The organism is Clostridium sp. BSD2780061688st1 H5 (assembly GCF_005845155.1).
GTDB classification, from domain to species: Bacteria; Bacillota; Clostridia; order Lachnospirales; family Lachnospiraceae; genus Claveliimonas; species Claveliimonas intestinigallinarum.
This window is the reverse complement of record NZ_SPGT01000009.1, coordinates 1-22,249: the sequence shown is the minus strand read 5'-3', so window position 1 is coordinate 22,249 and position 22,249 is coordinate 1. Positions and strand designations below refer to the sequence as shown.

Here is a 22,249-nt window from a genome sequence, read left to right as displayed (position 1 = left end):
GCCGCTCTGAGGTCTTGCATTTTTGCAAGATTTCAGGGCGGCGTTTTTTCATTTCTTGCACTTTTAGCGGATTTTTCGGTTTATAGGCTTTTTCCCCGTATATTCAGGCAGACGGGCAGATACCGTCAATAAATAATGGAGGACAAAGCCTATGAATTTATTTGAAACTGTAAAATCCGCTGTCACCGTGAAGCAGGCCGCCGAATACTACGGCTGTAAGGTCAACCGGGGCGATATGATCTGCTGCCCCTTCCACGATGACCGGCATCCCAGCATGAAGCTGAACAGGGATTATTTCTATTGCTTTGGCTGCGGGGCTACCGGGGATGTGATCGATTTTGTGGCGCGGCTGTTCGGCCTGAGCAGCTACGAGGCCGCAAAGAAGCTGGCCTATGACTTTGGCATCGACCCGGACAAGCCCCCGGCAGCGATGGCTTTGAAAAAGCCCTATCCGCTGGCGCGGGCCTTCCGTAACGATGAGATGTACTGCCAGCGGGTGCTGTGCGACTACCTGCATCTGCTGGAACGCTGGAAGGTCGAGTACGACCCGCGATCGCCGGAGGATGAACTGGATGACCGCTTTGTGGAAGCCTGTCATATGATCGAGTATGTAAATGATTTGTTGGACGTTCTCATGTTTGCGGAACTGGAGCAGCGTGTGAAAGCGGTAGATATGCTGCTGAAGGACGGCACTATCGCCGCGCTGGAGCAGCGGCTCCAACGTCTGGAAAAGGAGGTGCAGCACTGTGGCGAAGAACGAGAAATCGCGTGAGGTCAACCAGTCTGTCTGGTTTGATGGCAAGAGTATCAATGAAGCCCTGTTTTGTGATGATTTTCTCGGCAGACACAAAATCATCTACACAAACGGGGCTTTTTTCACGCCCGATGGCCGCGTGACCGATGAGCTGCCACTGCGTGGAGAAATTTTTGAGGAACTGAAATGCTGTGCGGTCAGCAATATCCCCCGCAAAATCAGCAATATCGTGGAGCTGATGAAGCTGGCCGCACTGGTGGAGGACTTCCCGCCGGAGGCAGACCGGATTCATCTGGCAAATGGGACGCTAATGCTGGATGGCTCCTTTACGGAGGGCAAGCCGGAGATTGTTCGCTGTCGTCTGCCGGTGGCCTACAATCCCGGTGCTCCCACACCAGCCCGCTGGCTGGCGTTTTTGGATGGGCTGCTTTACCCGGAGGACATTCCGACTTTGCAGGAATATATCGGCTACTGCCTGATCCCCAGCAACAAAGGCCAGCGGATGATGGTTATCAAAGGCAGCGGCGGCGAGGGCAAGAGCCAGATCGGCGCGGTGCTGTCCGCCTTGTTCGGCAGCAATATGAAAGATGGCAGCATCGGCAAAATCTCAGAGAATCGCTTCGCCCGCGCTGATCTGGAACACATTCTGCTGTGTGTGGACGACGATATGCGGATGGAGGCACTGCGCCAGACTAACTACGTCAAATCCATCGTCACCGCGCAGGGCAAGATGGATTTGGAGCATAAAGGCAAGCAGAGTTATCAGGGCTGGATGTGCGCCCGCCTTCTGGCGTTCAGCAACGGCGACTTGCAAGCCCTTTTTGACCGAAGCGACGGCTTCTATCGGCGGCAGTTGATTTTGACCACCAAAGAGAAACCTGTTGACCGCGTGGATGATCCCGACCTTTCCGAAAAGATGAAGGCAGAAATCGAGGGCATATTCCTCTGGGCCTTTGCGGGACTGCAGCGGCTGGTGGCAAACAACTTCAAGTTCACCGAAAGCCAGCGCACCAAAGAGAACCGGGAGGCCGTTAAGCGGGACAACAACAATGTGTTTGACTTTCTGGAATCCGAGGGCTACATCCGGCTGAAAGCGGATGCGTCCATCAGCTCAAAGGATTGCTACGACATTTATCGGATGTGGTGTGAGGAAAATAGTCTGACTGCTCTTAAACGCCGCAGCTTCAGCGATGCGCTGGTGGCAGCCTGCGGCAAGTACAATCTGGAACACTGCAACACGATCACCAATTCGGCAGGACGCCGGGTGTGGGGCTTTATGGGCATTGAGGCGGTGGCAAGGCCACATATAAACGAGTTTACGGACGCTTCACAGTGTACGTACGTACCGGAAGACTGGCGGGATTGATTTTCGCTCTGGTCGCCGGTACGTATGTACGCAGCGATTCACCCTGTTACCTCATATATTAGAGGCGCTTCATGCGGATAAAGTGGTCGTGCCCATTTTGGGTACGACCAGAACCATGTAAATATTCTCGGTTTTGTGATGTGAAGTGGTTGGTGTCATTTTGAACCCGACCACTTTAGCAGGACGAAGTAGGTGTGGTCATTTTGACCACACCTAAAGCGGTCAGCAAAAGAGGTGATTTTGCAGGTATCTTTTGAAGCAATCTCAAAACGGCGAAATGTTTCTCTGTTATCTGCACACAGTTCATCAAATAGCGACTCGTGGAACTGTGCACACGCTGCACTATCTCGCGCAGATACAGCCCGAACGATGAAAAACCCCACATTTTCGCGAAGTTGAATATTCCGCCGTTGACCAACGATACGCAGGAAGCCATTTCTATCGCAAAACAGCATTTGCACAAATTTCACCATTGACCAAAGCCAGTGTGCTCCCCAGCGTAGCCGGTTCTTTTTATGACGCAACAGAAAATCATGTTTTAGTTATCAAGTGACAAAGGGCGTCACTTGCAAAATTGGAGGATTACCATGAAATCAAGTATTCGAAACGAAATCAAGGCGCAGATCATCCGCGCCGGTTACACCATGCAGGAAGTCGTTGACCAGCTGCACGATGAATATGGTTGGAGCGACAGCGTATCCAATCTTTCCGGGAAATTGCAGCGGGAATCACTGCGGTATCGGGAGGCCGTGGAGCTGGCTGATGTGCTGGGCTATGACATTGTCTGGCAGAAACGGAGGGATTGAGCATGGAAAAAGCACAATATGCGATTATGCGATTTGCAAAATACAAGGGGCCTGAAATCGGCAATATCGAGGCCCATAACGAGCGCACAAAGGAAAAGTACGCCAGCAATCCCGATGTGGATACCAGCCGAAGCAAGTACAACTTCCATCTTGTCAAACCGCCCGGCAAGTACCGGACGGAATCGGAACGGCAGATTTCTGCCGCCGGATGCCGTACCCGGAAGGACAGTATCCGTATGATCGAGACGCTGTTTACTGCCAGCCCGGAGTTCTTCAAGGGGAAGAAGCGGGCTGAGATTCGGACATTTTTCGAGGAAGCTCTGCACTTTCTGGAACAGCATCAATCCAAAGAGACAATTATATCTGCCGTGGTGCATATGGACGAGAAAACGCCCCATATGCACCTTTGTTTTGTCCCGCTTACGGAAGATGGCAGGCTCAGCGCCAAAGACATTATGGGTAACAAAAAGAAGCTGACCTGGTGGCAGGATGAGTTCTGGAAACACATGGTCAAGAAATTCCCGGATTTGGAGCGCGGCGAAAGCGCCAGCCTGACCGGGCGCGACCACATTCCGCCCCGCGTGTTCAAGGAGATGACCCGACTGACCAAACAGAAGGAAAAACTGGGGCAACTGCTCACTGGCATTACTCCATTTAATGCAAAAAGCCGGGCGGAGGAAATCTGTAAGATTCTGGATACCTATATTCCCAGCGTGGAGAAGATGGACACGCTGCTGCGGAAATATGGCGTAGCCTTCACGAAAACAGCATCCGAAAACAAAAGGTTGAAAACGAAAAATGCCGAACTGGAAGAATCTCTTGCATCGGCGCAGAAAGTCAGCACCCTAAAGCAGATCGAAGACCTCAAGCTGCGGCGCGACTATGACAGTGCCGTGGCGATTTTGGAACAGATACCGGCAGAAGTTTTGAACATCTATGCGCAGAGCAGCCATAGAGGAAAGGAGCGGCCTATTGAGCAAAGTTTATGATGATCCGAAATATAATGCGGCGTTTGACCGCTGTGTTGATGTGATGTCGCGGCTGTTGCAGAAGTATGGTCCGCAGCTATTGGGGCAGATGCAGGAGACTGCGAATGCTGGCTGCACACGTTCTGTGATATCGGGAAAGCAACCCGTTTCGGTGTATCAGGAATTTGACAAAGCCGCTTGATATAAATTTGATTTACACGTTGCGTATTTGTTTGGCGTATGCTATAATAAATACGCAACGTGTATTTTTGCTTTATGGGGTAAAAGAAATGGACTGCAAAACCAAAATAAAAGAATTGCGGGAAAGTACAGGCATGAACCGCAAGGAATTTTGTAAATATTTTCAGATTCCCTATCGGACTGTGACAGAGTGGGAACTGGATAACCGCCATGCACCGGAATATGTGCTCCGTTTGTTGGAGTACTACATTCAGAATGAAGGTCTGGCGAAGAAGAAAGTAACGGATGAATGTTCAGAGATGGAAGAAAGGGGCGACCCGTATGAAGAAAACTAAAACAAAATGCTATCTTTATACACGGGTATCTACTTCCATGCAGGTAGACGGATACAGTCTGGATGCTCAGCGTGATAAGCTGCGAAAATACGCTGAATACGAAGATATGGTAGTGGCTGGCGAATATTCTGACGAAGGCTTTTCCGGCAAGAATATTCAGGGCAGACACGAATTTCAGCGGATGCTGCAAGACATTCAGGACTGCAAAGATGGCGTGGAATATGTGCTGGTGTTCAAACTGTCTCGATTCGGAAGAAATGCTGCCGATGTACTGAATTCTTTGCAGCTGATGCAGGATTTCGGTGTCAATTTGATTTGTGTGGAAGATGGCATTGACAGTTCCAAGGATTCCGGCAAGCTGATGATTTCTGTCCTTTCTGCGGTGGCAGAGATAGAGCGTGAGAATATTCGGACACAGACGATGGCTGGACGGGAGCAGAAAGCCCGTGAAGGAAAATGGAACGGCGGCTTTGCCCCTTATGGATACCGTCTTGAAAAGGGCGAACTGTTGATTGCTGAGGATGAAGTGGACGTGATCCGCACCATCTTTGGCCGCTATATTCACACCAACGATGGTGTCAGCGGTGTGGCGAAATATCTGAACCGGCAGGGCTTTGTGAAGAAGCTGCGGCAGAACGGCACCATTCCCGGTTTTTCCGCCAGCTTTGTGAAAAGTATCATTGACAATCCGGTATATATGGGGAAAATTGCCTATGGCAGACGCCGGACAGAGAAGAAGATTGGTACCCGGAATGAGATGCACGTGGTTGAACAGTCGGAGTTTCCCGTGTACGAGGGAAAGCATGAGGCTATCATTTCTGAAGAAGATTGGAATCTCGCGCAGGAGAAACGGAAAGTCAATGCTTATCGGCGCGAGAAGGTCAACGATCCTACCCATGCGCATATTCTGTCCGGCATTCTGAAATGCCCCTGCTGTGGTAAAAGCCTATATGGGAATATTGCAAAAGCCCACAGCAAGGACAAAAAGACCCGCTATTACTATTACTGCAAGAATACGGTAACGCCAACAGGCCACGAGTGCACTTTCCGGCTGAACATTGAACAGACAGAGATGAACCGCATGGTAGCGTCAATTATCTCCGCTATGGTCAGCGACCCACGGTTTGCGGATGCAATCAAGGCGAAAATTGGCTCCGCTGTCGATACGAACGACTTAGAGAAACAGCTGGAAGCGTTGCAAGCGCAGCTTCGGCAGACGTTAGGCACAAAGACCCGACTGGAACGGCAGATGGACGGTTTGGATGTGAATGACCCGTATTATGACCGGAAAATTTCCGATTTGCAGCGCCGCTATGACGAGCAATATGGTAGAATAGATGAGATCGAAGTCCAGATTGACGATGTGCAAAGCCAGATACGGAGTATCCGACAGGAGAAAATTTCCGGTGATAATATCTACCGCCTGTTGCTGGCATTCGATCAGGTCTATGAAGCAGCCTCCGAAGTGGAGCGGAAGGAGTTCATGCGGGCGTTTATTGAGCGGATTGAGTTATTCCCGGAAAAGCAGCCGGATGGCAACTGGATCAGGAAGATTATCTTCAACTTCCCTGTCCCGGTGAATGGAACAGAAGTGAAAGAATTGCCCTTGGAAAATGAAACAATGGTCGAAGTTGTGTGTTTGCTTTCCAAACTTAAAACTTATAAACATATTGATGTGAAATTAGAGATGGATGAATTAATGATATAGTCTATACTTAACCATAGATAGGTGTTAAGAAAAACAAATTATTAGCTGGGTCAGCACCTAAAGTTCATTGAATTCTAACATTTTACTATTGAACATGATACGGAAATAGGTTTGGATAAGCAGGGTAAGGTGTAAGTATAGCATTCAATCATTCGTGGGATATGTTTGAAGGAAGCGATAAATCGGAAGTTAATATTGGTGAAAAATTGAAGAACGATATTATGATTTATAGGGGGCTGATTGTATATAAAAGAGAAGATACTAGGAGAGGTGAAAGGTGGAGAATAAAAGAGATATTTCTAAAAACGTTGAGAGCGAAATTATCATATATCAGACGGAAGATGGACACACAAAAATTGACGTTAAGTTTGAAGATGAGACCGTTTGGCTTACACAGGCACAATTATGCGAACTATACAAAACCAGTAAATCCAATATCAGCGAGCATATCAAACACATTTTTGAAGAGGGAGAACTGGAAGAAAATTCAGTTGTTCGGAAACTCCGAACAACTGCTACTGATGGGAAAAAATATAATACAACACATTATAATCTTGATATGATTATTTCTCTTGGATATAGAGTGAGATCCAAGATTGCTACAAATTTCCGCCGGTGGGCTACCGAACGATTAAAAGAGTACATGATCAAAGGCTTTACAATGGATGATGAGCGGTTGAAAAATCTGGGCGGAGGTAACTACTGGAAAGAGCTGTTAGACCGCATACGGGATATACGTTCGTCTGAAAAGGTTATGTACCGGCAGGTTCTTGACCTTTATGCAACGAGTGTTGACTATGATCCCAAGAGCAGTGAATCTATTGCCTTTTTTAAAATGGTGCAGAACAAATTGCATTATGCAGCACACGGACATACAGCAGCAGAGGTTATATACGAGCGTGCGGATGCGAGTCAGCCTTTCATGGGATTAAAGAGTTTTCCTGGTGACTTTCCTGCTTTAAAGGATATAGGCATTGCAAAGAATTACCTTAATGATGAAGAATTAAAAATATTGAATAATATTGTATCAGGATATTTTGATTTTGCGGAAATACAGGCTATGCGTCATCATCCTATGTATATGTCAGATTATGTGGAGCATCTTGATAATGTTTTGAAGACTACAGGGGAAAAGGTGCTGCAGGGTGCAGGTACAATCAGCCATGCGCAGGCAATTGAGAAGGCGACAGAAGAGTATAGAAAATATCAGACACAGAATTTGTCGCCAGTTGAAGAGGAATATTTGGAAAGCATTAAAAATATTCAAAGCATAGTGAAGAAAAAAGATAATAATTAATAGAACAGGATACTTCCATGTAAATAGCAGAGTTGAAGAGGTTTTTGGGAAAATAGTGTAAATATTAGTTTGGACAACGAAGAACATGTGGAGACGGCGTCGCTTTTATCCTGCAAATCCCCAGACAGTGTAATGTAAAGGTGGAATTTGGAGAAGGTGATGATAAGATATCGTCAGATGCGATTACAGAGCAGATAGTCCCATTACATCAGAAAGCCTATGAGGTTTATTTGCCGTTGGTTGAAGATGTGTGCAGCAGAACCGTGTCAGAAGATGAATTGTCACATTTGTTAGATTATTTACTGGACTTTGCGTGTGATGAAAAAATGTTGAGATTGTACAAAAGGGTATGTAGAAAGTATTTGGATGTATATCCCAGTTGTATTAGGGATTATATTGAAGCATATTGGGAAATGTGGGAAGATGAAGGTGAATTGGAAAACGATTTATGAATTAGGCGGAGGATGTATGTTCTAAAAGATATGTTGCCTCAGTTTATGCTGGGGAGAGGAGGATGCTTATGGCGAAAATTGTTAAGGAGACTATCCATGCAAAAGGTATTGACATAGGAATCTATACTACAAATTTTGAAAATGAATTTATTTCATTAACGGATATTGCAAAATATCGAAATGAGGACGACCCGCGATTTGTGATTCAAAACTGGATGCGAAATAGAAATACGATTGAGTTTTTAGGCGTTTGGGAAGAATTGCATAATCCAGATTTTAACCGTGTGCAATTCGAGGCGGTTAAAAATGAGGCTGGATTAAACCGTTTTGTTATGACACCGACAAAGTGGATTACGCAGATGAATGCTATCGGTATTGTCTCAAAAGCAGGACGTTATGGCGGAACATATGCCCATAGCGATATTGCTATGTCTTTTGCAACCTGGATTTCGCCTGAATTCCAGTTATATATCATGAAAGATTACAGGAGATTAAAGACTGATGAGAATAGTCGGCTATCTCTGAATTGGAATTTGAACAGAGAGATTTCTAAGTTGAATTACAAGATACATACTGACGCGATTAAGGATAATTTGCTACCGCCAGAATTAACACCCGCACAGGTAGCGTATACCTATGCTAATGAAGCGGATCTGTTGAATGTTGTTTTGTTTGGAAAGACCGCAAAGCAATGGAAAGAAGAAAATCCGAATGTTAAGGGGAATATGCGGGATGTAGCAACGCTGAATCAATTACTGGTACTTTCAAATCTGGAAAGCTATAATGCGGTTTTAATTAGTCAAGAAAAGAACCAGAAAGAGTGGATGGAATTGTTGCGGCAGTTGGCAGTACAGCAGTTACAGACGTTGGAAACGATGAGCTTGAATAATTTACCGAATTTGGAAGTTGAAATGTAAGAAGAAAGTTTTGGCTATTTGTGTATTAGTAAAGATAGTGGAGAGGTGAAAGGTCATGAGATTGTACTCCCAGAAAAGTATAAAGAGTAGCTTATGATCATAAAGCTGGCAGAATCCGACCAATTGGTACTATGATCCGGAAACTGAAGAGTTCGTGGATTTCGGAGAGAATAAATCTATTCCTTGCGCGGTGATTGATCTACATAACCCAGTATGCAGTCCTGTTATTGAGAGCCGGAATAAAAGCGACGAATATAAAAGAGACGGACAAGGAGAAAACGGCACCTACAGAGGATGAAATCATCCGCCATCTTGCTGGATTCGTATCCAGACTGTGGCAGATCCATGTGTTTGGCGAGGGCAACACCAGAACGACAGCGGTGTTCTTCATTAAGTATTTACGAACGCTGGTCTTTGACCTGTTTTCGAAAACGGACAAAGGGAAAAATCGGAGGACGTCAAACATGAGTTGTTTCAAAAATATTACAGTAGGAGAAATGTGCGTTTGGAGGAACGAAATCATAAGGTTTGATCCGGACAGTTCTCCATTGGTGTGGACACATTATCGCACAATTTATGAAGGCAGAATCGAAGGATATGATTTTAGCCATCTGTCCTTTTATATCAGATACAGTGAATTCGGTGATTTAAATAGATGCTTTTGTGGCGAAAGAAACATTTGGCTTAATTATATTGATCTGCCATCGCCTGACAGCAGGGATTACAATCGTTTGTTTGCTTTAAAAGATGACACAGTAAGGATTGAAAAAGAAGGTGTGACCTACATAGAGCCGGCCTATAGATACGGGGGAGAATGTGACTTCAATTTTAATGAAAAGAAGTATAAACTGTTTAAAGAAATCATAGGCGGTGACGCGTATGCACTGGACAGACTAGAAAAGTGCAGGGCAAAGCATCATACCCTCATTAATTTTTCGCTGATGCAGGCATTGGGAAATATGCAGAAGGTCAAGGGCAAAGCCCCTTTTGATCGGCCTGATGTGTTTATTCATAAGCTGAACCAGTATTTTGAGGGGAGTCCAGATGAGGTAGTTTGCTCGGCGGGCAGAAACCGGGAATTCTTAGAAAAGTATTTGCATGGTTTTCGCGATATATATGACTATTGCGAAAAAATATATTTTATTGACAGTAAAGAATTTGTTGATGAAATAATAAGGCAAGGAGCCCTGCCAATAGCAGGATGTAGAGATGTCATAAGGTACATGAACCTGGCAGACGAGTTTTGGAGGAGGAAGAGGATAAAAATAGAGGAAATCTATCGCAAAAGAAGTTAAGCGAGCTCTCGGCGAATATAATTTGGGCCTGTTTCTCTTTCACATTGTGGATAAGAGGGTGAGGCAGCAGTATGAGGTGAGGAAGAGATGAGGACCACAAAGACCGCCGGTTCCCGGAGAACAAAATTCAATCAATGACAAAATGTTTATGGAAACTGCTTGGGATGTGTGCTAGTATATATAAAGCATTATATTTCTGGCAGTTTTTTCCTTGCTTTTTATTTTGAAAATAGTTTACGTGGAAGAAAAATTGATGGTGAGCTGATTGAGTGTTGGTAAAAATTTAGCTTATGGATAGTTTGTAAGAGAAGGTACATTACGAATAAAATATACAAAAATACTTTATACAGAATGTGCTTTCTTGGTTTCACATCCACAAAAATGTAAGATTGTGGTGTGGGATTAAATGATATATTATCCTCCCATCCCGCCCCTCTCCCCCTCCTTGTGTTACACTACCCTTATACCAAACAACAAGGAGGAAAAGAGCTGAATCTTACGACGGCACTCAGAGATTACCTTGAATTTTGCAGATACCGGAAGGAGTTGGATGTGAAGACGCTGAAAGCGTACCGGATCGACCTGCGGCAGATGGCAGAGTATCTGGACGGGCGTGAATGTACCCGGCAGAACCTGGAGAAATACGTAACGCACCTTCACAAGCAGTTCGGGAAAAAGACCGTTAAGCGGAAAATAGCCAGTATGAAGGCCTTCTTCAGTTACCTTGAAGAGGAAGAGCGGATTGAAAGAAATCCCTTTGAGAAGATCAAAGTGCGATTGCCAGCAGCAGCCATTTCTTTGTGAACCGGAGGGGCAGGGCCATGTCCGAGCAGTCTATAAGAAATATGCTTCACAGCTATCAGGAAAAGGCCCATTTGCCGGGAAATATCATGCCGCACATGTTCTGACATTCAGTGGCTACCTATCTGCTGGAGGAGAATGTGGATATTGCCTATATCCAAAAGCTGCTGGGACACAGCTCCATTAAGACGACGCAGATCTATATTCACGTGGCGTCCAAAAAGCAGGCGGAGCTTTTGAAGGAGAGGCATCCGAGAAATAAAATGAGTATCCGCTGAGTACGGTTTATCTCTGATAAGTGGAGACACTGGCAGTACGGTAAAATAACCGTAAAACTCAGGTGAAGTCTCATCATTTGGAAACAGATAAAAAATATCAATAACATAATGCCGCCTGCACAATCGCATAAAAAAATCGTCTCCTACAGTTGGAAAAACAATGAAATTGTACAAAAAAATGGGATGTTTTGGCGGGGGATTGAAAAAAATGAGGTAACCCATTATAATAGAAACAGTCTCTAAAGGGTAAAAAAGGAGAAGACGATTATGAAACATGCTGGAACTGCTTTGAAAATGCTGGTGCTCTGCTGTTTAGTGCTGTGCAGCGCAGGCATTGTCATGTATATTGGGGCAGGGACTGTTGTGACAGAGACAGTAGATCCGCTCCGGGCGGTGATCGCCGCGGTGATTGCTCTGGCAGCCGGATTGATTATTTTTTTCAAACGACACATTGTGAACTAGAATGAGAACTGACTGGCTGCAGGATGAGACAGATCAGTTTTTTTCACGTAGCACGGCGTGTCTGATACAGAATAAAAGGAACAGGGAAATGAGTGAAGAAAAACAGGGAAAACAATTAAAATGGATACATAAAGCGCTGATCCTGGCCGCCGCGGATGTGGCGATCATACTGGCGTCCTATCTGGGAGCGCTTTTGCTGCGGTTTGATTTTGTGCTCTCCAGCATCCCGCCGGAGTATATCCAGGGCTATCTGTGGTCCATGCCCTTCTGGGTCGCCGCAACGCTGGTCGTGTTTTACGGCTGCCGACTGTACCACAGTATCTGGAGCCTGGCCAGTGTGGCAGAGTTCAGAAGGATACTGGCAGCCTATGTCATATTGCTGGTGGTCTATGTGGCGGGCATGATCTTTATGGGGCTTCGCATGCCCAGATCCTACTATTTCATGGGATATATCATCAGCTTCTGTCTGACGACAGGGGTGCGCTTCTCCTACCGGATTCTGCGGATGTACGCGATCCGGGAGGACAATGCGGCAAACGCGGACAAGATTCATGACCGGGTTATGATCATCGGAGCCGGAAGCGCAGGTCAGGTTCTGATCAAGGAGCTGCTGAGCTCTGAGAAGACCCATGTGCAGGTGTGCTGTGTCATTGACGATAACCCCAACAAGCTGGGCCGGTCGCTGGAGGGGATTCCCATCGTGGGAAACCGGTACGATATTGTGGAGATGGCGGAAAAATATAACATCAACCGCATTATCTACGCCATTCCCGCAACAACAGGCAAAAACCGCAAGGATATCCTGAACATCTGCAAGGAGACAAAATGCCGGATGCAGACAGTGCCTGGCGTCTATCAGCTGATCAACGGCGAGGTCAGCGTCAGCACGCTGCGCAATGTAGAGATCACAGATCTGCTGGGCCGCGCCCAGGTTCGGGTCAATAACGAAGAGATCTTTGCCGCTATTAAAGGTTTGAACGTACTAGTAACAGGTGGTGGAGGCTCTATTGGGTCAGAACTTTGCCGGCAGATTGCGCAGGCACAGCCCAGGAGGCTGATCATCTTTGATATATATGAAAATAATGCCTATGAGATACAGCAGGAGCTGATCCGGAAATACGGGGACAAGCTGGATCTGGTAGTGCTCATCGGCTCTGTCAGAAATACCAACCGGATCGGCTGGGTGATGGATAAATATAAACCCGATGTGGTGTTCCACGCGGCGGCACACAAGCATGTACCGTTGATGGAGGACAGCCCCAACGAGGCCATCAAGAACAATGTCCTTGGCACCTATAAGACAGCAAAGGCAGCAGCCAGGGCGGGGGTAAGAAAATTTGTCCTCATCTCTACTGACAAGGCTGTCAACCCCACCAACATCATGGGAGCGTCCAAGCGCCTCTGTGAGATGGTGGTGCAGATGATGAATCGGAAATGCCCGGGCACAGATTTCGTGGCAGTCCGGTTCGGAAACGTACTGGGAAGCAACGGAAGCGTCATCCCGCTCTTTAAGAAACAGATCGCGGCGGGCGGACCGGTTACCGTTACTGATAAAAATATCATCCGCTACTTTATGACCATTCCTGAGGCGGTCTCACTGGTGCTCCAGGCGTCCTACTACGCAAAGGGCGGTGAGATATTTGTACTGGACATGGGGGCTCCTGTCCGGATTGACGACATGGCGCGAAATCTGATCCGCCTGTCAGGCTACGAGCCGGATGTGGACATCATGATCGAGTACACCGGCCTGCGTCCCGGTGAGAAGCTCTTTGAGGAGCTGCTCATGGACGAGGAAGGGCTGCAGGATACAGAAAATGAGCTGATCCACATTGGAAAGCCCATAGAGATGGATGATGAGTGGTTTGAGGTACAGCTCAAGAGGCTGGACCGGGAGAGCAAGATAGAAAACGGCCATATCAAAGAGCTGGTGGCAGAGATCGTGCCAACCTATCACCCAAAGCCCTCCGACCTGGGAGAACAGGAACCACAGCAGGCTTCATAGTTTAGATATTTTCAGGATTCCAAAGGAAGTCAGATCGTCGCCTTGCCGCGTCTGGCTTCGTTGGATGATATAGTGTCTCCGCAGCTTCTGCCTTTTTTCGGGGCAGAAATGGCGGAGCCTACTCTTTTTTACCTGTTGAACAGGAAATATCATAAATGATCATAAGGCAAGGGATAATTAAACAAGGAGAAATACCAGACTATGTGGTACGTCATGCAGGTGCGCACAGGCACCGAAGAGAGTATCCGCATCCAGTGCCAGAGCAATATACCCGCCGGCGTGCTGGAGAGATGCTTCGTCCCTTACTATGAAGAGAGAAAACATATCCGGGGTACATGGATCACACAGAAGAAGGTCCTGTTTCCCGGGTATGTTTTTGTGGTTACAGACAAACTGGATCAGCTCTATGAGTCTTTGCGAACTGTCATCGGCCTCACAAAGCTGATCGGCACCGGCCGGGAGATTGTTCCCCTGACAGACCAGGAGAAGCACTTCCTCCTGGAGTTCGGCGGCGAGGAGCAGATGGTCGCCATGTCCGAGGGGATCATAGAGAATTCCAAGGTGCACGTCTACTCCGGCCCCCTCAAGGGCAAGGAGGGCTACATCCGGAGGATCGACCGGCACAAGCGCAAGGCCTGGCTGGAGATTGAGATGTTCGGCAGGCTGCAGAAGGTGCAGGTGGGGCTGGAGATTGTGGCGAAGACGTAGGGCAGAGCCGAAATGCCGGCGAGTGTAAAAGGAAGATAACTAGATATAAAAGAAACAGGAAAAGGAAAGAGAAATGAGAGCCTTTAAGGGCTCTTATTTTTGTGGGGAAAAAGATGTTTTACTCAAATGTAGTTAAAAGAGGAATAGATTTTACTCTTGCTTTACTGGGATTGATCGTTGCAGCGATTCCAATGGGAGTGGTTGCAATTGCTATCAAGATCGAGTCAAAAGGGCCAGTCATTTTTAAGCAGGACAGAATCGGATATAAAGGGAAGGTTTACAAGATGTATAAATTCCGCAGTATGCGTGTGGGAGCTGAGAAAAGCGGCGTATATTCGGATAATAAAGACCCGCGTGTAACCAAGGTGGGAAAATTGATACGGGCAACAAGTATTGATGAGCTTCCTCAGCTGGTGAATATCTTAAAAGGAGACATGTCGCTTATCGGCTTCCGAAGCCCTTTGACGTACCATCCATGGACATGGGATGAGTACACAGAAGAGCAGAAAAAAATGTTTAATGTCCGCCCTGGCATTACTGGCTGGGCGCAGGTACACGGGAGAAAAACAGTGGAGTGGCATAAGAGGATTGAGCTAAACGTCTGGTATGCGGAGCATATTTCTTTTCTGTTGGATATGAAAATATTTTTTATGACGATATTTAAGGTACTTACAAATGCAGACAATGAGAATGTCGGAGAGACCATACAGAAATAAAAAGCAAAGGAAGAAAAAGATATGCCTTTAAAATTAATGTACATAACAAATCAGCCTGAGATTGCACAGATTGCGGAAACGGCTGGTGTAGACAGGATTTTCGTGGATATGGAGTATATAGGGAAAAGTAAGAGGCAAGGCGGGATGGATACTGTGCAGTCCCATCATACACTGGAGGATGTGAAAACTATTGCCGAAGCCATAGAAACAGCAGAATTGCTGGTACGTATAAATCCAATTCATGAAGCGACAGATGAGTATATTTCGTCAGAAGAAGAGATCGACGCAGCAATTGAAAATGGAGCTCAGATCCTAATGCTTCCGTATTTTAAGACATTAGATGAAGTTAAAAAGTTCGTAGAGCTGGTAAATGGAAGAGTGAAAACAATGCCTCTAGTAGAGACACCGGAAGCGGTAGAAGTTATAGATAAAATTATAGAACTAAATATAGATGAGATATTTATCGGATTAAATGATCTGAGCCTTGGATATGGAAAAAAATTTATGTTTGAATTGCTGGCAGATGGAACAGTAGAAAAGCTATGCAATAAATTCAGAGAAAAAGGGATACCATATGGGTTTGGCGGAATAGCAGCGCTCGGAAAAGGAATGCTCCCTGCTGAAAATATCATAGCAGAGCATTATCGACTTGGCTCTACCAGTGTCATTTTATCCAGGAGCTTCTGCAATACAAGTAAGGTTAAGCATATGGGGAAAATCAGTGAAACCTTTTTGAAAGGTGTACGGGAAATTAGGGAATACGAAAATGCTGTGGCCATTCACAGTGATTTTTTTAAGAAAAATACTATGCAAGTACAACGAGGAGTCCAAGCGATTTTGGGAGACACGTTATGAGATTATTAATTACGGGAGCGATTTCCTGGGATGAAAAACAAAAAAGAGAACTGCAGGAAATGGGACATGACTTGATTTATGTGAAAGATGAAAGAGTACCTCTGCGCGAACAGAATATTTTACCAGAGATGATAGAGGGAACAATCTGTAATGGATTGTTTTTATATAATGATATTTTCGATTTCAAAAATTTGAGGTACATCCAATTAACAAGCGCCGGATTTGATAGAGTACCTATGGAATATGTGAAAAAACAAAAGATTGAAATACATAATGCACGGGGAGTTTACAGCATACCAATGGCAGAATTTACTATTTCGGCTGTGCTTTTTTTCTATAAACATAGTAGATTCTTCTATGAAAATCAAAAAAATCACAGATGGGAAAAACATCGAGATCTTATGGAATTATTAGAAAAAACTGTGTGTATCATAGGTTGCGGAAGTGTCGGGACAGAGTGTGCAAAACGTTTTGAAGGCTTTGGATGCCATATTATAGGTGTTGATAAATTTAGTGAGGAAAGTAGACATTATCAACAAATATTAGGATTAGAGCAAGTGGATTTTGCTTTGCAAAAAAGTGATATTGTAGTGCTGACGTTGCCTCTAACAAAAGATACGAAGTATTTGATTAATAAGGATAGATTGGCGAGGATGAAGCCTGGATCGATTTTAGTAAATATCGCAAGAGGTGCTCTTGTTGATACGGGTGCTCTTGTTGATGCTATGCCAAAGTTGGGAGGTGCGGTACTGGATGTATTTGAAGAGGAACCGCTTGATCAAGGAAGTCCGCTATGGAGTATGGAGAATGTACTTATTACACCTCATAACAGCTTTGTCGGAGAAAATAACAGAGAGAGAATGCAAAGAGTAATTTTAAAAAATTTAGGTGAGTAAATGATTTCCTTTATTGCGGTTTTAAGAGCATTAGTTGCATGCTTAATTACAAATGCTCATTATACAGGTATTTATCCAATAGAACTAATCGCAAACGGAGGGCTAATAGGTGACGTTTTGTTTTTTGCTGTTTCTGGATACTATCTATATAATGTGAAAACAACTTTTCCTCAGTGGTATATAAGGCGATTGACCCGTATATATCCAGCAGTGATCATAATAACTGCAATTTATAGGTTGATTGGTGCTTACAGTTTATCAGACCATTCAATTATATGGTGGTTTGTATATTCCACATATTATCATTTTGCTGCATCTATTATTATGCTTTATATTCCATTTTATTTTTGCATGAAGGTTAAATAGCTGAAAAATAATCTTATCAACATAATGTTTGGAATTGCAGTTGTTTATATGATTATATATCTAACAGTATATGATTATTCTTATTACCATATTGATATAGTGCGTGAACCGATGATCAGATTTCTGTTTATGGAGAGTATGCTGTTGAGGGCATGGTTTAGACAAAATGATTTAAAAATAAGAAATGTTTTTAGAATACGCTATATAAGTGGAATGGTCATTTCATTTATAGTATATTTTGCTACTAAATTGATATTTTCCCGTATTCCTGGTATGGCACCTTTCCAGATACTCAATCAGATTACTATATATATACTTCTGTTATTTATATTCAGGTTTTTTGCAGGAATTGATGAGAAGTTGGAGAGAATGCCAGTATGTATAAAGAAAATTATTAATTTTTTATCTTTAGTTACTTTGGAAATATATTTAGTTCAATATGTTTTGATTGATATGATTAGACCGTTTGGATTCTTCCCTGTGAATTGGTTGTTATTGACTGCGGCGATTTTACTAGTTGGATATAGCCTACATTATATATGTAAATTTATATGCCTGAAGAAAAGACTATAAAACAATAAGTATTGGTACATTGCCAAATTTATAATTTTAAACAGGAAGGTTTTACAATGACAAAAAGAGGGAAAGAGTTAGTTAAAGAAATATGGCGAAAACCATTTACATATTCCATGAGAAAAAAATTACGGATTAAAAATGCGAGAATTATTTCGTCAATGTGTGTTGGGGGTATTTTATATCACGATTTAGGCCTACAATTTTTATCACCTACCATTAATATGATAATTCCAAAGTTTGTGGATTTTTGTGAGGAATTAGAGGAGACATTATTAAAACCCATAGAATTTTTATGTTATGACAGTAAAAATGAATATCCTATAGCAAAGATTGACGATTATATTATACATGGCATGCATTATAAAAACTTTGGAGAATTGAAAGAACAATGGGAGCGCCGATGTCGTCGCTTTTTTTCAAGCACTGAAGAAATTGTATTGATGGCAACTGATGCGCAAGTAAAGATGAAAGATATTGACAAATTTCATCAGTTACCGTTTCGTAAAGTATGTTTTACAAGTAAATCTGATATCCCATATGAAGAATTTGTGTATATACCAGATTTTGAAGGTGAAACAGAAGTTGGAGATATTTTAAGATATAAAAATATCTGGGGAACAAGAATGTTTGAAAAATATTTTGATTGTGTGGGATGGCTAAACAATGAAAAAAAATAATAAGAAGAAAGATATTGTCTTAATAACACATTACTATCATTTTCCTAGTGAAAAAGAAAGCAGTAGATATCGTACATTGGCAGAAATGATTGCAAACGATCAACGATTTTCTCTTGAGTTAGTTACGTCATCATTTTATCATCGTACTAAGCAACAAAGAGAGAAAGAGGACTGCATATGTGAAGAACCGTTCAAAGTTACTCTTATAGAAGAACCGGATTACAAAAAAAATATTTCGCTTAAGAGGTTATATAGTGCGAAAATTTTTGCTAAGAATGTTGTTGAATATTTAAAAAAAAGGAGACAGCCAGATTTAATATATCAGGTAGTTCCTTCGTTGGATGTTGCTGATTACGTGTCCAGGTTTGCTGTATCGTCCAGCATTCCATTGGCAATAGATATTCAAGATTTATGGCCGGAGGCGTTTAAAATGGCTATTGACATTCCGGTTATATCTAATATTTTGTTTTATCCAATGAAGAAACAAGCAAATAGAATATATTGTAGAGCAGACCAAATTATTGCTGTTTCTGATACATATGTAAAAAGAGCTATGTCAGTTAACTCGAAGTGTCAACAGGGAATAGGAGTTTACATAGGAACAGATATTGAGTTTGCAAAGCGGAAAATGGGAGAATATAAGATAGAAAAGCCACAGAAAGAATTCTGGATTACCTATGTTGGGGCTCTAGGACACAGCTATGATATTAATTTAATTATCAAGGCAATTGCGCGGCTTAAAGAAAGAGGGATTAAGAATATAGTATTTCACATTATGGGAACCGGGGTTTTGATGGAGAAATTTAAAAAAAAGGCAGCGGATTTGGATATAAATGCGATTTTTCATGGACAAGTAGAGTATGGGTTGATGATGGCGATGCTTTCAAAATCAGATATTGCCATAAATCCTATTGTGGGAAAGTCAGTTGCATCCATTATTAACAAAGTATCAGACTATGCTGTGGCACAAATACCAGTCATTAATACACAAAAATGTGAAGAATATAAAATGTTACTGGATCGATATAATGCAGGTATTAATTGTAGGGCAGGGAATATTAATGAAGTTTCCGAGGCAATTGAAAAATTATATGAGAATGCTCACTTAAGGGATAAAATGAAAAAGGGTGAACAGATACTAGCAAATGAGAAGTTTAATAGACAGTCCACGTATCCTATTATTGTAGATGCATTAGACCGATTGTGTACAAGATAAGAGGGGATTTTTTGTGAAAATTTTAATTATAAGTCATTCGGTAATCAATGTTAACACTAATATGGGGAGAACATTGTTAGGGCAGTTTTCAGATTGGAAATCTGATGAACTATTTCAATTATATATTCATTCTGGAGTACCACAATTTAAGATATGCACAAGTTATTATTCATTCTCAGATGTTGATGCCTTGAGGTCTATTTTATTGTTTAAGCAATATGGCACTGTCTACCAACAAGAACAAATTGGCGAAGTACAAGAAGCAAAAGAATCTTATGTACTTTCTAATGTGTATACGTACGCACGGAAAAGAAGGCTTTATACATATATTATCAGAGAATGTGTTTGGAAACTAGCTCATTGGCATAACAAGAAATTAATTTCATGGTTACAAGATACAGATCCTGATGTAATTTACCTTGTTCCTGGGGATTATGGTTTTTTGTATGATGTGGCTTATAAAATATCTAAAGAGATGGATATTCCTATAGTTGTATCGTGTATGGATGACTTTTTTGTACAGGAAGCCTTTGGGGGAAATATAATGGGGCAACTATGGAAAAAGCATTTTATGAAAATGGTATTTCAAACAATGAAAAGAGTTGCTTTTATTCAGACAATATGTGAAAGTATGAGCGAAAGCTATGGCGAATTGTTTCAAATTCCGTGTTTTACACTATATTCTTCGACCAGTGATAAAAAAATGAATTATACAAAAGAGAAAGATCAGATAACTTATGTGGGTAATATAGCGTTAGGGAGAGCTGAACAATTATGTGAGATAGGCAGAGCCCTTTTGGCAAATAAAGAAGATGGTATCCCGCATTATATAGATGTTTACTCTAATGAAAACAGACCGGAAATTACAAAGTTAATGATAAAAGAAAATGGAATACGGTTTCATGGTGGGCTATCTGCGAAGGCAGTGCTGACTGTATATGAACGCAGTATTTTAACTATTCATACAGAGTCATTTGATCGTAAATTTTGTGATCGAGTCAGATATTCCATTTCGACTAAAATTTCTGAGATATTGACATATGGTCCTTGTTTAATTGCATATGGCCCCGACAGTGTCGCATCCATTTCTTATTTGAAAAAAAATAAGGCAGCCTATGTCATTACAGAAAGAGGAAGGTTGGCTGAAAAATTATCATATATTATTCGGAATGACTTATTGCAGCAACAAATTATAGAAAATGCAAGAGAAGTGGCTGCTAAGAATCATAACGCTGAAAAAAATAGACAAATTTTGCGTCAGTATTTGGAAGAAGCTATTCAGAGAACTACGTAGGGAGTATATGTGATGAAAGTAATTCAAATAAATAGTGTTTATAATGAAGGTAGTACAGGAAAAATCGCAGCAGATATTCATACGTACTTAATAGAACATGGCGAGAAATCTAAAGTCTTATTTGGGCGCGGGATATCTCAAGGAAATGAAAATGCTATAAGGATATGCAATAATTTATATGGAAAAGTTAATGCTGTTTTTTCAAGAATTTCTGGGTATATGTATGGAGGGTGTCACCTTTCAACAGAGAGAGCAATACAAATAATTGAGAATGAAAAACCAGACATAGTTCATATACAGTGCATAAACGGAAATTTTATTAATATATACAAGATTATGCATTGGTTAAATATAAGCAAAATACCAACGGTTATTACTCTACATGCGGAATTTATGTACACTGCCAATTGCGGATATGCATTAGGGTGTGACAAATGGAAAACTGGATGTGGAAATTGTGAGCGTTTAAGACAGGCAACTAAAAGTATATTTTTAGATAGAACACATGAATCATGGACAAATTTAAAAGAAGCGTATGAGGGATTTGAGCAATTGGCGATAGTGTCTGTTTCTCCGTGGCTTGAGAAGCGTGCAAAACAATCGCCGATGCTTTCTGATAAAAGGCATTATGTTATATTAAATGGACTAGATACTCGGAATATATTTAAACATTATGATGCTGATATATTAAAGAGAAAATATGGTTTGAGAAGAGAAAAAATAGTCTTACATGTGACTTCTTTTTTTTCAAATGATAAAGAACATATTAAAGGCGGGAGTTATGTACTGAAGTTAGCAGAAGACTTAAGAAAGTATCCTATTAAATTTGTTGTTATAGGCAAATATGAGAAAGAACTTCGAGCAGAAGATAATATAATATTTCTTGGAGAAATTAAAGACCAGAGTAAACTTGCACGGATGTATTCTATGGCGGATGTCACACTTTTAACCAGTAAAAGGGAAACCTTTTCAATGGTTACAGCAGAAAGTTTATGTTGTGGAACGCCAGTAATTGGATTTAAGGCAGGAGCACCAGAACAGATTGCTATATCACAGTATACAGAATTTGTGGAATATGGAGATGTGAAGATGTTGAAAAATACATTGCTTAAGTGGCTAGAAACAGATATTTCAGATGATATTTCTCAAATCGCAGCAAATAAATATGATAAAAATGTTATGTGTAAAAAGTATTTTGATTTATATTGTCTACAATAGTTGGAATTAGCAATTTGGTGATATGTCAAGAGGTGATAAAAAAAGATTTCAATGAAAACAGATAAAAAAGGGTACAACAAATAGG

The 22,249-nt window shown here is 42.4% G+C and carries 24 protein-coding genes; all 24 read left to right on the top strand.

Annotation, left to right across the window (positions count from 1 at the left end; genetic code table 11):
* Positions 1 to 151: 151 nt before the first annotated feature.
* The 24 genes from FGQ86_RS07355 to FGQ86_RS07245 all read left to right on the top strand — a co-directional run bounded on the left by FGQ86_RS07355 (position 152) and on the right by FGQ86_RS07245 (position 22,164).
* A complete protein-coding gene (locus FGQ86_RS07355) occupies positions 152 to 772 on the top strand; it encodes a CHC2 zinc finger domain-containing protein (RefSeq protein WP_138303340.1) in 621 nt (206 codons plus the stop codon).
* A complete protein-coding gene (locus FGQ86_RS07350; RefSeq protein WP_138303339.1) occupies positions 747 to 2,120 on the top strand; it encodes a phage/plasmid primase, P4 family in 1,374 nt (457 codons plus the stop codon). The genes FGQ86_RS07355 and FGQ86_RS07350 overlap by 26 nt, the downstream gene beginning before the upstream one ends.
* 587 nt (positions 2,121 to 2,707) lie before the next feature.
* Positions 2,708 to 2,926, top strand: a complete 219-nt coding sequence (locus FGQ86_RS07345) for a hypothetical protein (protein WP_015534241.1) — start codon at positions 2,708 to 2,710, stop codon at positions 2,924 to 2,926.
* A 2-nt stretch (positions 2,927 to 2,928) separates the two neighbouring features.
* Complete coding sequence (gene mobV, locus FGQ86_RS07340; protein WP_087151979.1) at positions 2,929 to 3,915, top strand: MobV family relaxase; 987 nt, start codon at positions 2,929 to 2,931, stop codon at positions 3,913 to 3,915.
* Positions 3,899 to 4,096, top strand: a complete 198-nt coding sequence (locus FGQ86_RS07335) for a hypothetical protein (protein WP_138303338.1) — start codon at positions 3,899 to 3,901, stop codon at positions 4,094 to 4,096. The genes mobV and FGQ86_RS07335 overlap by 17 nt, the downstream gene beginning before the upstream one ends.
* On the top strand, positions 4,080 to 4,430 hold the full coding sequence (locus FGQ86_RS07330; protein WP_347562491.1) for an XRE family transcriptional regulator: 351 nt from the start codon (positions 4,080 to 4,082) through the stop codon (positions 4,428 to 4,430). Before FGQ86_RS07335 ends, FGQ86_RS07330 begins: the two co-directional genes overlap by 17 nt.
* On the top strand, positions 4,417 to 6,138 hold the full coding sequence (locus FGQ86_RS07325) for a recombinase family protein (protein WP_138303337.1): 1,722 nt from the start codon (positions 4,417 to 4,419) through the stop codon (positions 6,136 to 6,138). The genes FGQ86_RS07330 and FGQ86_RS07325 overlap by 14 nt, the downstream gene beginning before the upstream one ends.
* 277 nt (positions 6,139 to 6,415) lie before the next feature.
* Positions 6,416 to 7,435, top strand: a complete 1,020-nt coding sequence (locus tag FGQ86_RS07320; protein WP_138303336.1) for a virulence RhuM family protein — start codon at positions 6,416 to 6,418, stop codon at positions 7,433 to 7,435.
* Positions 7,436 to 7,575: 140 nt separating this feature from the next.
* A complete protein-coding gene (locus FGQ86_RS07315) occupies positions 7,576 to 7,887 on the top strand; it encodes a hypothetical protein (protein ID WP_242842848.1) in 312 nt (103 codons plus the stop codon).
* A 68-nt stretch (positions 7,888 to 7,955) separates the two neighbouring features.
* Positions 7,956 to 8,804 carry a KilA-N domain-containing protein gene (locus FGQ86_RS07310; protein ID WP_138303335.1) on the top strand — a complete coding sequence of 283 codons (849 nt, stop codon included), beginning with the start codon at positions 7,956 to 7,958 and terminating at the stop codon, positions 8,802 to 8,804.
* A 464-nt stretch (positions 8,805 to 9,268) separates the two neighbouring features.
* Positions 9,269 to 10,099, top strand: a complete 831-nt coding sequence (locus FGQ86_RS16220) for a hypothetical protein (protein WP_171031523.1) — start codon at positions 9,269 to 9,271, stop codon at positions 10,097 to 10,099.
* 552 nt (positions 10,100 to 10,651) lie between these two features.
* Positions 10,652 to 10,903, top strand: a complete 252-nt coding sequence (locus FGQ86_RS16680; RefSeq protein WP_347562490.1) for a site-specific integrase — start codon at positions 10,652 to 10,654, stop codon at positions 10,901 to 10,903.
* Positions 10,904 to 11,040: 137 nt separating this feature from the next.
* Entirely contained in the window at positions 11,041 to 11,178 is a 138-nt protein-coding gene (locus FGQ86_RS16675) for a tyrosine-type recombinase/integrase (protein ID WP_347562489.1), read from the top strand.
* Between the two features lie 267 nt (positions 11,179 to 11,445).
* Positions 11,446 to 11,640 carry a hypothetical protein gene (locus FGQ86_RS07295; protein WP_033126238.1) on the top strand — a complete coding sequence of 65 codons (195 nt, stop codon included), beginning with the start codon at positions 11,446 to 11,448 and terminating at the stop codon, positions 11,638 to 11,640.
* Positions 11,641 to 11,728: 88 nt separating this feature from the next.
* A complete protein-coding gene (locus tag FGQ86_RS07290) occupies positions 11,729 to 13,642 on the top strand; it encodes a nucleoside-diphosphate sugar epimerase/dehydratase (protein WP_138303334.1) in 1,914 nt (637 codons plus the stop codon).
* A gap of 201 nt (positions 13,643 to 13,843) precedes the next feature.
* Positions 13,844 to 14,350: an antiterminator LoaP gene (loaP, locus tag FGQ86_RS07285; RefSeq protein WP_138303333.1), complete on the top strand. Its 507-nt coding sequence runs from the start codon at positions 13,844 to 13,846 to the stop codon at positions 14,348 to 14,350.
* A 101-nt stretch (positions 14,351 to 14,451) separates the two neighbouring features.
* Entirely contained in the window at positions 14,452 to 15,066 is a 615-nt protein-coding gene (locus FGQ86_RS07280) for a sugar transferase (RefSeq protein ID WP_243127188.1), read from the top strand.
* Between the two features lie 21 nt (positions 15,067 to 15,087).
* Positions 15,088 to 15,921, top strand: coding sequence for an aldolase/citrate lyase family protein (locus FGQ86_RS07275; RefSeq protein WP_138303332.1), 834 nt, complete (start codon positions 15,088 to 15,090; stop codon positions 15,919 to 15,921).
* Complete coding sequence (locus FGQ86_RS07270; RefSeq protein ID WP_138303331.1) at positions 15,918 to 16,817, top strand: NAD(P)-dependent oxidoreductase; 900 nt, start codon at positions 15,918 to 15,920, stop codon at positions 16,815 to 16,817. The genes FGQ86_RS07275 and FGQ86_RS07270 overlap by 4 nt, the downstream gene beginning before the upstream one ends.
* Positions 16,818 to 17,183, top strand: coding sequence for an acyltransferase family protein (locus FGQ86_RS07265; RefSeq protein WP_138303330.1), 366 nt, complete (start codon positions 16,818 to 16,820; stop codon positions 17,181 to 17,183). It begins immediately after the preceding gene.
* 629 nt (positions 17,184 to 17,812) lie between these two features.
* Complete coding sequence (locus FGQ86_RS07260; RefSeq protein ID WP_138303329.1) at positions 17,813 to 18,436, top strand: DUF1919 domain-containing protein; 624 nt, start codon at positions 17,813 to 17,815, stop codon at positions 18,434 to 18,436.
* Positions 18,423 to 19,652: a glycosyltransferase gene (locus FGQ86_RS07255; RefSeq protein WP_138303328.1), complete on the top strand. Its 1,230-nt coding sequence runs from the start codon at positions 18,423 to 18,425 to the stop codon at positions 19,650 to 19,652. Before FGQ86_RS07260 ends, FGQ86_RS07255 begins: the two co-directional genes overlap by 14 nt.
* A 13-nt stretch (positions 19,653 to 19,665) precedes the next feature.
* A complete protein-coding gene (locus FGQ86_RS07250) occupies positions 19,666 to 20,946 on the top strand; it encodes a glycosyltransferase (RefSeq protein WP_138303327.1) in 1,281 nt (426 codons plus the stop codon).
* A 12-nt stretch (positions 20,947 to 20,958) separates the two neighbouring features.
* Positions 20,959 to 22,164: a glycosyltransferase gene (locus tag FGQ86_RS07245; protein WP_138303326.1), complete on the top strand. Its 1,206-nt coding sequence runs from the start codon at positions 20,959 to 20,961 to the stop codon at positions 22,162 to 22,164.
* The last annotated feature ends 85 nt before the right edge of the window (positions 22,165 to 22,249 follow it).